The organism is Thermodesulfobacteriota bacterium, assembly GCA_025062045.1.
In the GTDB taxonomy this organism is placed as follows: domain Bacteria; phylum Desulfobacterota; class Syntrophorhabdia; order Syntrophorhabdales; family JANXAF01; genus JANXAF01.
This window is the reverse complement of record JANXAF010000003.1, coordinates 93,019-104,265: the sequence shown is the minus strand read 5'-3', so window position 1 is coordinate 104,265 and position 11,247 is coordinate 93,019. Positions and strand designations below refer to the sequence as shown.

The 11,247-nt window shown below is 43.3% G+C and carries 10 protein-coding genes and 1 tRNA gene; 1 reads left to right on the top strand and 10 read right to left on the bottom strand.

Going from position 1 to position 11,247, the window contains the following annotated elements:
- Nucleotides 1-4: 4 nt before the first annotated feature.
- From pnp to NZ583_03310, 10 genes are read right to left on the bottom strand one after another with little or no spacing between them, the layout of a single operon-like run.
- Nucleotides 5-2,083: a polyribonucleotide nucleotidyltransferase gene (pnp, locus tag NZ583_03355; GenBank protein ID MCS7280650.1), complete on the bottom strand. Its 2,079-nt coding sequence runs from the start codon at nt 2,081-2,083 to the stop codon at nt 5-7.
- Between the two features lie 11 nt (nt 2,084-2,094).
- Nucleotides 2,095-2,364 carry a 30S ribosomal protein S15 gene (gene rpsO / locus NZ583_03350; protein MCS7280649.1) on the bottom strand — a complete coding sequence of 90 codons (270 nt, stop codon included), beginning with the start codon at nt 2,362-2,364 and terminating at the stop codon, nt 2,095-2,097.
- Nucleotide 2,365: 1 nt separating this feature from the next.
- The gene (truB, locus tag NZ583_03345) at nt 2,366-3,259 is read right to left on the bottom strand and encodes a tRNA pseudouridine(55) synthase TruB (protein MCS7280648.1); all 894 of its coding nucleotides are present in this window, start codon (nt 3,257-3,259) and stop codon (nt 2,366-2,368) included.
- Nucleotides 3,256-4,206, bottom strand: coding sequence for a bifunctional oligoribonuclease/PAP phosphatase NrnA (locus NZ583_03340; GenBank protein MCS7280647.1), 951 nt, complete (start codon nt 4,204-4,206; stop codon nt 3,256-3,258). Before NZ583_03340 ends, truB begins: the two co-directional genes overlap by 4 nt.
- On the bottom strand, nt 4,190-4,540 hold the full coding sequence (gene rbfA / locus NZ583_03335) for a 30S ribosome-binding factor RbfA (protein ID MCS7280646.1): 351 nt from the start codon (nt 4,538-4,540) through the stop codon (nt 4,190-4,192). The genes NZ583_03340 and rbfA overlap by 17 nt, the downstream gene beginning before the upstream one ends.
- Nucleotides 4,530-4,829: a DUF503 domain-containing protein gene (locus NZ583_03330; protein ID MCS7280645.1), complete on the bottom strand. Its 300-nt coding sequence runs from the start codon at nt 4,827-4,829 to the stop codon at nt 4,530-4,532. The genes rbfA and NZ583_03330 overlap by 11 nt, the downstream gene beginning before the upstream one ends.
- Nucleotides 4,830-4,834: 5 nt before the next feature.
- On the bottom strand, nt 4,835-7,519 hold the full coding sequence (infB, locus tag NZ583_03325) for a translation initiation factor IF-2 (GenBank protein MCS7280644.1): 2,685 nt from the start codon (nt 7,517-7,519) through the stop codon (nt 4,835-4,837).
- Nucleotides 7,520-8,782: a transcription termination factor NusA gene (nusA, locus tag NZ583_03320; GenBank protein ID MCS7280643.1), complete on the bottom strand. Its 1,263-nt coding sequence runs from the start codon at nt 8,780-8,782 to the stop codon at nt 7,520-7,522. It abuts the gene before it with no gap.
- A 6-nt stretch (nt 8,783-8,788) separates the two neighbouring features.
- Entirely contained in the window at nt 8,789-9,304 is a 516-nt protein-coding gene (locus tag NZ583_03315) for a ribosome maturation factor RimP (GenBank protein MCS7280642.1), read from the bottom strand.
- Nucleotides 9,305-9,335: 31 nt separating this feature from the next.
- A complete protein-coding gene (locus tag NZ583_03310) occupies nt 9,336-10,988 on the bottom strand; it encodes an AMP-binding protein (GenBank protein MCS7280641.1) in 1,653 nt (550 codons plus the stop codon).
- Nucleotides 10,989-11,134: 146 nt separating this feature from the next.
- Here NZ583_03310 and NZ583_03305 point away from each other — a divergent pair.
- Nucleotides 11,135-11,207, top strand: a tRNA-Phe gene (locus NZ583_03305).
- The last annotated feature ends 40 nt before the right edge of the window (nt 11,208-11,247 follow it).

Genomic DNA, 11,247 nt, shown 5'->3' with positions numbered 1-11,247 from the left:
CTTTTCATTTTCTTTCCCTGAGGGCAGCTTTCCTCGAAAGTTTGATCCTTCCAAACTGATCTATCTCTATGACCTTCACAGGGATCGTGTCCCCTTCTTTCACTATGTCCTGAATCCTCCTTATGTATCCGTCTGCAAGCTGGCTTATGTGGACGAAACCGTCCGAGCCCGGCCATATCTCAACGATTACCCCAGAATCAACTATCCTTTTAACCTTGCCCTGGTAGATAGCTCCGAGCTCAACCTCCCTTGCTGCTTCTTTTATCAACTCAATTGCCCTAAGTGCTGAAGCCTCATTGTGGGAGGCCACTTTTATCATCCCTGAATCTTCTATGTCAATCTTTACACCTGTTTGGTCTATTATGCTCTTTATCACTTTTCCACCGGGGCCAATTATGTCCCTTATCTTTTCAGGGTTTATCTTGACCGTGAGAATCCTTGGAGCGTAAGGAGACAGTTTCTCTCTGGGTTTTGGCATGACCTGAGTCATGATGGATAGTATTTTTTCTATGCCTTCCTGAGCCTCTTTTACGACCCTGAGCATTGTGTCTTTTGTTATGCCCTTTATCTTGAGATCCATCTGGATAGCTGTTACACCCCTTTTGGATCCCGCAATTTTAAAGTCCATATCGCCCAAATGGTCTTCATCCCCCAGTATGTCCCAGAGAATGATCTCTCTGTCTCCCTCTTTTACGAGACCCATCGCTATACCTGCAACGGGTTCCTTTATCGGAACGCCTGCATCCATCAAAGAAAGACACCCACTACAGACCGTAGCCATGGAGGAAGATCCATTAGATTCCAGAATCTCTGAAACTATTCTTATGGTGTAGGGAAATTCGTCCTTTGGCGGAAGTATAGGGGAGAGAGCTCTCTCCGCTAGATAGCCATGTCCAATTTCCCTCCTTGTGGGTGCCCTAAGGGGAGCTACCTCTCCAACGGAAAATGGCGGAAAATTGTAATGGACCATGAATGCTTTGAAGACTTCGCCTTCGAGTAGAGATTCAACTTTTTGCTCGTCTTCGGAAGTACCGAAGGTTGTTATAGCTAATGCCTGGGTTTCTCCTCTTGTGAAGAGAGCTGAACCATGAGTCCTCGGAAAGATTCCAACCTTTGCTTCCACTGCCCTTATCTCATTGGGCTTCCGTCCATCAATCCGCAAACCGGTAGTGAGCAGCTTTTCTCGCATAAGTTCCCTTAGTACGTCGTCAAATATCTTTCCGAGATCTTTAACACTCACATCCGGATAGAGTTTTGAAAGACTCTCCTTTATCTCCTTTAGTCTCTCCCTCCTTTTTTTCTTTTCGGGTATAGCTAATGCCTCGTTTATGTCATCTTTGATTTTTTCTTTAACCTCTTCTTTTAGTTCTTTTCTTATCTCTGGTTCGACAAAGATCCACTTTTTTATTCCTAGTTCTTCTTTTAGCCTTTCCTGACATTCTATCAATGGGAGCATGCTTTTGTGTCCAAAATGGACCGCGTCAATCAGGTCTTCGCCTTTTACAAATTTAGCCCCTCCCTCAACCATTATGATCGCATCCTTCGTACCCGCTACAACTATTTCCATGTCGCTCTCTTCCATCTCGGAGGTTGTGGGATTAATGATGAATGATCCGTTTTTCCTTCCTATCTTTACACCAGCAATTGGGCCTTCGAAGGGTATTTCGGATAAAGTAAGCGCACAAGAAGCTCCAATTATCCCAAGGATGGCCGGGTCATTCTCCTGGTCGGCACTAAGGACCGTTGCAATAATCTGGACTTCTCTGTTAAAGCCTTTGGGAAAAAGGGGTCTTAAGGGTCTATCGATGAGTCTTGATATGAGGATTTCTCTGTCCGATGGTCTTCCCTCTCTTTTAAAAAAACCCCCGGGAAAACGTCCAGCCGCGTATGACATCTCTTGGTAATTGACTGTAAGGGGAAGAAAATCTAGGTCCGTCTCCTTTCTTTCAGCAACCGCCGTAACCAAAACGGCCGTGTCGGCGTATTGAACAAGCACACTGCCGTCGGCCTGCTTTGCCATCTCTCCGACAGTTATACTCAGTGGCCGGTTAGCAAATTCAATAGTAATGGTGCGCTTTTGCATAAAACCTAACCCTATTTCCTCAAACCTAATTTTTCAATTAACTTTCTGTACCTTTCCAAATTTTTGTTTTTCAGATAATTTAGCAAGCTCCTCCTTTGACCGATAAGCATGAGGAGCCCCCTTCTAGAATTGTGATCTTTCGGGAACCTTTTGAAATGTTCAGTAAGTAATCTTATCCTTTCAGTCAATAGAGCAATCTGTACTTCGGGAGAACCAGTGTCGGTCTCATGGAGCCTGAAACTTTCGATAATCTCTCTCTTTCTCTCTTTGTCTAAGGGCATATCATACCTCCCACACGTTCATGAGCCTTTTTACCTTTATAATCTTCGAGGAAGGATCGGCAATTCCGATGGCCATCATTTTTCCTTCCTTGTTTAGTATTTTAGTCAGTTCGCCCTCCTTAAAATCTTTAGCGTTGCCAAAAATAGGAATGGGCATGCCATGTCTTAAAAACCTTTCAAGCGGCTTCTCTATGATCACTTCTTTACTGGCACTTAAAGCCTTTTCACACGGTATTAGGTTCTTTTCTATGTCCTCTACCGTTTTTATGTCTTCCACCTTTACCGCCAGTTCCTCCCCAAATTCGCCGTGTCTTGTCCTTTTAAGGGAATATAAAGTAGCACCACAACCTAACATCTCTCCTAAATCGTTTGCCAAGCTTCTCACATAGGTCCCCTTTGAACAGGAAAGTTCGATGTCAATATAAGGGTGTTCGTAACTTGTTAATTTTATATCATATATCTCAACATCTTTAAACATCGGTTCTACCTGGATACCCTTTCTAGCCAGTTTGTAAAGCGGTTTTCTACCAACTTTTTTTGACGAAAATGGAGGGATCCTCTGTCTTATCCTTCCCCGAAATTTTTGAAGAGTCTCTTCTATAAACTTTTGATCGAATTTGGGAGGCTCGGTTCTACTTAGCACCTTCCCCTGGACATCGTAAGTATTTGTTACAACCCCCAAAAGGATTCGGGCTATATAACGTTTCTCCATGTCTTCGATGTAAGGAATAAGTTTCACACCCTCGTTTATAGCAACAGGAAGAATCCCGGTTGCGTTCTTGTCAAGGGTGCCCACGTACCCTATTTTTTTAAACTTGGCGATCCTTTTAAGCCTCCTTATAACATCAAAGGATGTCATCCCACTAGACTTGTCGATTATCAAAAACCCGTTCATACTTTTTTAAGCACAGTCTCCTTTATAATCTCTTTTACCTTATCAGGTCTACCCTCCAAAACACATCCTGCCGCATTTTTATGTCCGCCTCCCCCAAACGTTTGGCATATACGGGCAACGTCTAAGTCGTCTTTTGATCTCATACTCACCTTACATTTCCCGTTCTCAAGTTCTCTTATGACTATGGCAAGCTTGACATCTCTCAACTCCTTTATGTACTCCACGAACCCATCCGAATGTTCATAGGAGGCATTGGCCCTACGGTACATGTCAGAAGTTATAAGAGCTATACCCACTTTTCCGCCCTCTGACACTTCCAGGGTTCTTAGTACTTCTGAAAGAAGCAGAAACCGTTCTTTGGGGTGATTTTCGTAAACCATCTCGGCAACATATGCTGGAGAGATGCCATATCTCACCAGTTTTCCACATATCTGAAACGCTTTGGCGTTAGTGTTTGGAAATCTGAAAGAACCCGTATCTGTGAAGATGGCCGTGTAGATGTTTATGGCTATCTCCCAAGTTATTTTTGTACCTAATGAGCTGAATATATTGAAAATTATCTCGGCTGTTGAAGATGCATTAGGGCGGACATAGTTTATCTTTCCGAAACGGCGGTTCGTTTCGTGGTGATCAATGTTGATTATAAGAGTGTGTCTGGATATTAATTCATAGCTTTTTCCCAGTCTACTTATATCCCCGCAGTCTAACACAAACACAGCATCAAAATTTAAGTCCCTTATTTGAACTTCCAAACTCTCTGGGCGAGGAAGGAAGGCATATCTGTAAGGTATCCGATCTTCAAGGTAGACCCGCACCGATTTTCCCATCTGCCTTAACCAAAAATACGTGGCAAAGAGTGAACCTAAAGCGTCACCGTCTGGATCAACGTGAGTGCAAAGGAGAAAACTCTCGTTTTTTTTTAAAATCTTTTTAATCTTTTGCGGCATCTTTATTTTTACTCAATATGGCACCGATCCTTAACACTCTCTCGTAGGATCTGTCAGGTAAGAAGGCCAGATCAGGCATATACTTTATCCTTATCCTTTTTCCAAGCAAAAACTTTATGTATCCCTTCGATCTGTCCAGGGCCTCTTTCGTCTTCTGCCAGTCACTTTCGGACCCGTAAACACTGTAGTAGACCTTAGCCTGTCTCAAATCTTCAGACATTTCCACATCGATTATAGTCACCAACCCCAAACCAGGATCTCGAAGTTCCCTTTGGATTATGACCGAAATCTCTTCGCGCAAAAGATCTTGGATCCTGAACTTTCTATATTTCATTTCCCATCTTAATTATCTCGGTTCTCGTATCTATTACTTTTCCTATATACAGACTCTCTATGAAACTGTGTACATCCTCGATGATCCTGTTTATCTGATCTACGTTCTCTCCCACAACTGAGAAGCCAACGCAAGCCTTTTGCCATAAGTTCGATTTGTTTACCTCAATTATGGAAATGTTAAATCTGGAGCGGGCCTTTTCGACTATCTTTTTTATCGCCTGCCTCTTGTCTTTCAAGGAATGGTTATCCGGAAGGAATATCTCTACGCTGGATATTCCGACGAACATCTCTTTTACCCCTCAATTCTCTGTGCTTCTTTTTCTTGTACGTAAAACTGAAGGATGTCCCCCTCTTGGATATCGTCTGTTCCATCAAGCGCTATACCGCATTCGTATCCCTGAGCCACTTCTTTTACGTCGTCTTTAAACCTTTTTAAAGACTTCACTTTTCCGCTAAAAATCTCCTCCCCATTCCTTATGAGTTTCACATTTGCACTCCTCAAAACCTTCCCTTCTGAAACAAAACAGCCTGCGACCGTACCGACTTTTGAGATATGGAAGATCTTCCTCACTTCCGCTTTTCCAATATACACATCCACGATCTTTGGCTTGAGTCTCCCTTCCAAAGCCTTTTTGACGTCATCTATTAGGTCATATATAACCGAATAAGTTCTGACCTCTATGTTTTCCCTTTCGGCAAGCTCCTTTGCTTTATGTACAGGCTTTGTGTTAAACCCAAGTATTATTGCACCCGATGCCATGGCCAAATTAACATCGGTTTCCGTGATTGCTCCCACCCCGCTATGGAGTATGTTAACTTCGACCTTCTCATTCCCAACTCTTTTCAGGGCCTCACATATTGCATCTGCCGTGCCTCTTGTGTCGCTCTTTATTATCACATTTAGTGTTACCTTTTCCGACTCAGAGGCTTTTACGTAGAGGTCCTCAAGGCTAGCTCTCTTTACTGAGGAAAACTCTTTTTCTTTTAATTTTTCCAATCTAAACTTAGACAACTCCTTTGCGTACTTTTCCTCACTTGTCACGATGAACTTGTCGCCGGCCTGTGGAACTTCCGAAAACCCAGTAACAAGTACCGGCATTGAAGGGGTGGCTACGTCCAGTCTCTGCCCCTTATCGTCAAACATGGCTCGGACCCTTCCAAAAACTGTTCCTGCTATGAAAGGATCATGGACCTTTAAAGTCCCTTCCTGGATTATGACTGTACCTACGGGTCCATGCCCTTTATCCATTTTAGATTCTATGATCACGCCTCTTGCCGGCTTATTCGGATTAGCCTTGAGTTCAAGCATCTCAGCTTGAAGGATTATCAATTCTAGGAGCTCTTTTATCCCTATCTTTTTCTTTGCCGATATTTTTGCGTAGAGAGTGTTTCCTCCCCATTCCTCAGGTACAAGCCCAAGCTCAGCCAAGTCTTTCATGACCTTTTCTGGGTTTGCATTAGGTTTATCTATTTTGTTTATGGCCACGACTATAGGGCAAGATGCGGCTTTTGCGTGGTTTATGGCTTCAATCGTCTGCGGCATAACACCATCATCTGCCGCAACCACAAGCACGACTATGTCTGTCACCTGTGCCCCTCTAGCCCTCATTGCCGTGAAAGCCTCGTGTCCAGGAGTGTCCAGGAAGATTATGTCTTTACCGTCCACATTCACCATGTACGCGCCTATATGCTGAGTTATTCCTCCCGCCTCCTTCTCAGCCACATTTGTGTGCCTTATGGTGTCTAACAAAAGAGTTTTTCCGTGATCAACGTGACCCATGATCGTGACAACAGGAGGTCTAGGCTTTAGGTCCTCAGGTCTATCCTGCATCTCCTCTTCTTTTGCGAAAAACTCTTCTTCTATCGAGAGCTCCTTTTCGAGCTCACACCCAAATTCCTGCGCCACGAGATAAGCGGTGTCAAAATCGATCTTTTGGTTGATAGTGGCAATAACCCCTAAAGATAGAAGCTTACCTATAAGTTCCTGGACTTTTATCCCCATCCTCTTCGCAAGTTCTCCGACCTGTATCTCGTCTCCGATTTTTACCGTCTTTTTTACCTGCTTTACGGGTTCTGGTTTTTTTTCTTCCTCCTTCTCAACTCTCTTTTCCTTTTTGCCCTTCTGCACAGGAAATTCAAAGACTTTCTGTTTCTTTCTCGGCTGGATCTCCTCTTGAACAAGCACTTTCCTTTTGGGCAAAATTTTCTTTTTTAGCCTTTCTTCTTCTATCTCCAGTTCCTCAAATCTCCGAAGAAGCTTTTCAACTTTTCTCCTCTTTCTCTCGTCCTCCTCTTCCTCCACGTAAGTGAAGTCAACGTCCAAGTCTTTCCCATAAGCTTCTTCCAAAACCCTTGTGATTTCTTTCTCTTTCTCCTCTCCTATAAGTTCAAAGTCTCCCTTTGGTCTATCAAAGGAAAACTCAGCTATGGATTTTCCCTCGATCTGGACTTCCACAGTTGGAACTCTTTGTGGAGGTGCCTCCGGCTTTACAATTTCTAACCTCAGTTCCTCTTCCTTCTCTTTTACCTTTATTTCCGGTTTTGGTTCAGAGATAGGCTCTATCCTTACCTTCTGTCTCGTTTCAGGAATTTTTTCTTCTTCCTTTTTCGGAATCTCTTCTGCCGCGGAAGGCTCCGGTCTTTTTACTTCTTCGATTTCAGTTCTCTGTTCCTCTATTAGTCTCACTCTTTCTGCGATTTTCGTCTGAGTTTCCTCTTTCGGCGGAACAGTTTCCTTTTCAGCTTGGAGAGGTTTTTCTTCCTCCCTCTGTGGTGTAGCTATTCGTCTCCTTATTATCGTTGATGTTAGTCTTTTTTCGATAAAGGCCGGTTCTTCCTTTCTTTCCTCCGTTCTTTGCTCATCCTTCTGCTCTTCTTCAGCCTTATCCTTTATCTTAACACCCATCGTTTTAAGTCTGAGCAGAAGTTCGTCGTCGGAGGATTTATCCTTGAGCGTTGTGAGCTTTATCTTCGTCATTTACTCCACCCTGTCATGGGAAGTTTTAGAGACGTAGTTCTTGGCTTTCTCAATTATGTTTTTACAATCATCTATAGCTATGCTCGTGATTTTATTCATCTCTTCAGGGGTCAGCTTGGCAATATCTTCTGGCTCTCTTAAATATTCGTCGTAAAGTATCCGTGCGAGTATCTCGTTTATGTTCAGTTTTTCCATAAGCTCAGTTATCACAACCTTCGATGACCTCTCCACCTCAGATTCGCTAACTATATCAATCCTCCATCCGGTAAGTTTCGATGCAAGTCTAACATTCTGCCCCTTCTTTCCTATCGCCAACGATAGCTGATCATCGCTTACCACGATCTCCATCGACTTTTCGTCCTCATTTATGTAAACTTTAGAAACCTTCGCCGGGGCCAGTGCGTTGTACACGTACTTTGCCGGATCGGGACTCCATGGAACTATATCGATCTTTTCGCCTTTTAGCTCCTGAACGACTGCCTGGACTCTAGATCCCTTCATACCCACACAGGCTCCTATGGGGTCCACATCAGGATCCTCACTGTGCACAGCAATTTTCGCTCTCTCACCAGGTTCTCTTGCTGCACCTTTTATCTTTACTATCCCTTCCTGAATTTCAGGGACTTCCATCTCAAATAACTTTATAAGGAAACCGGGATGCGTTCTAGAAAGAAGTATCGTACAGCCCCTCTGTCCCTTTTCCACATCGAGTATGTACCCCTTTATTCTGTCTCTCTGTTTGAAAACTTCTCCTGGGATAGTCTCTCTAAAAGGAAGAATCGCTTCTGCCTTTCCCAAGTTGACAACGTAGTGGTTCTTTTCGACTCTTTGTACTATTCCAGATACAATTGTCCCTTTCCTATTTATGTATTCGTTATAGGCAACCTCGCTCTCCACATTCCTTATCTTTTGAAGCAAGATCTGCTTTGCCGTCTGAGCCGCTATTCTACCTAGGGCGGAAGTATCAAGCTTTATCCCTATGCTATCCCCCACCATACATTCGGGATCATGTTTCTTTGCCTCTTCGATAGAAATCTCAGTGTCGGTATTTTTTGGATTTTCCACAACGGTCTTGAATTGGAATATTTCAATTTCGTCTAACTCCTCGTTATATCTCGCTTCAAGGTCCAGATGTTGCCCAAACTTCTTTTTACAAGTCTGGAGCAGAGCTTCTTCCAACACTTTTATGATCGTTTCCTTTGGGATGCCCTTCTCTTTCCCTACCTGCTCTATCACGTAATTCAGTCCAAAATAGCCAGCCATGATTCTCTAAATCTGAAATTCTAAATTGGCCTTTTTTATTGCCTCAAACGGTATGATTACGGATCTGTCCTTCCCTTTCAACTCCACACCCTCTTTTTGTACTTCACCAATCTCGCCCAAAAAATCGGTCCTTCCATCAAGGGCTCTTTTTGTGATTATTCTACAGAGCCTTCCCTTGTACTTTTTAAATTCTTCCGCCCTTTTTAGCTGCCTTGTAAGACCTGGAGAAGAGACTTCCAGAGTATACGGATGGTCTATTAAGTCCTCCACATCCAAAAGGGTACTAAGCTCTCTACTTACTTTTTCACAGTCACCGATATTGATTCCGCCTTCTTTGTCTATGTAAAGTCTTAGAAGCCACCTCTTTCCTTTGGGCCTGAATTCTATCTCTACGAGATCGATCCCTTCCTCTTCAAGGATAGGTTTTACCAGATCTTTAATCCTCTCAACGATAGGATTTTCCATTTCTCCCATACTAAAAAAGTGGGTTAAACCCACTTTGACACCTGATTCTTTTAACATAATATCTGGCCAATTTCAATCAAAATAAGGATCATTCGTCCTTCCAGCCAATCTTTCTCTTTATGTCTTCCCTCAAAGCCCTCTTATCTATCTTATTAGCCGCTGTAAGGGGCATGGAATCCACAAATTCTATTCGCTCGGGAAACTGAAGAACTGAAGCTTTCTTCTCTTTAAGATGGGCTATTATTTCATCAAAGGTTATCGTCTCCCCCTCCTTTGGTTTTATGTAGGCACAGACCCTCTCTCCCATCGTCACATCAGGCATTCCTATGACCGCCACAAGGGCAACCTTCGGATGGCTTAATATGAGATTTTCTATCTCCGTAGCACTTATACTCTCTCCACCCCTATTTATCATCTCCTTTATCCTTCCTGTTATTGTTATGTTTCCTTCCTCGTCCATCATTGCCAAATCTCCGGTTCTGAAAAACCCATCTTTAGTAAATACTTTCTCATTTTCCTCAGGAGCGTTGTAATAACCTGTAAAGACGCATGGACCTTTTATGACAAGCTCGCCCTGTTTGCCAAAAGGAAGCTCGTTTCCTTTCTCATCCACAATTTTATAGATGTCGTATGGGCAGACCTTCTTTCCCACCGTTCTCTCTACAATATCCAGTGGATCATCTAATCTCGTCTGAGCTTTCATCCCTTCCGTACCGCCATATGCGTTAACGTAAATACATCTCAATTTCTCTATCGCCTCTCTCACAAGCTTAGGCGAGCTTGCTCCACCGCCGCAGTACATTTTTTTAAGCGAGCTCAGATCGTAATCCTTTAGGCCTTCGAACTCTAGGATTCTGGCGACAAATGTAGGTGTCCAGCAAGTGTATGTTACTTTTTCTTTTTCAATCGTAGGGAGTATGTCTTGGGCTCTTGTTGAGTCCAACATCACAACCTTTCCGAACGAAAAAAGAGTCGTGCAAAGACCCATGCTGAAGGCCATATCGTGGCCAATGGGAGCGCAGATTAGAGTTATATCATTTAATGTCATCTCAAGGGCGTAAGCAGAGTACTCAACCCTGCACAAGTAGTCATTGTGCGTTCTCGGGACGACCTTTGGTAGACCTGTTGTCCCTCCTGTTGGACCCATATGGGCTACCTGCATAGGATCAGGTCTTCTCTTCTCCAGTAACCTAAGTGAAGATTCGTCTATTTTCGTATCTAAAAGTCTTTCTAGGCTCGTAAACCCATTCTGATTCTTGCTTCTTACGAGTATAACGTTTTTTATGCCCTTCGTTGTGGCAAGAACATCCCTTATTATGGGTATGTAATCGGTCTTTCCATAAGCCTCAGGTACTATCCATGTCTTAGCCCCCGTAAGTTTAAAGAGGTGGGAAATTTCGTACTGCCTGTACCTGTCTATGAGGAGCACAGGGATTGCTCCTATCTTTTGAAGAGCGAAATACGCGAAAACGAACTCGGCCCAGTTCGGTAACTGAAGCAAAACCCTTTCAGCCTTTTTTATGCCTAACTCGATAAATCCAACTGCGAGCCGATTCACTCGCTCTCTAACCTCAGAATAGGTAAACCTCATGTCTTTATCGACAAGGGCTTCTCTTCTCGGATAAATATCTGCCGCCCTGTCAATCAAATCTCCAAATGTGATCCCCCTCCATATACCCAGTTTTTTATACCTTAGTCTTTCTTCTTTTGGATACGGAGTAAAACCTCGAAGATATTTCATGTATCGAAACCCCCTTTTGTTTTTCCATCAGTATAAAACTTTCCCTGGTCCCTCTTCAATATCGATTTCCAGTGAGGAAAAACAAGGAAAGCATAATTGGATGACCCTTGACACGAGCAAAAAGCTTCTATTAAAATAAAGACTGTGCCGAGGTAGCTCAGTCGGTAGAGCAGAGGACTGAAAATCCTCGTGTCAGCGGTTCGATTCCGTTCCTCGGCACATTTCAACTATTCTACTCGATTATCCTTGACATCCTGAC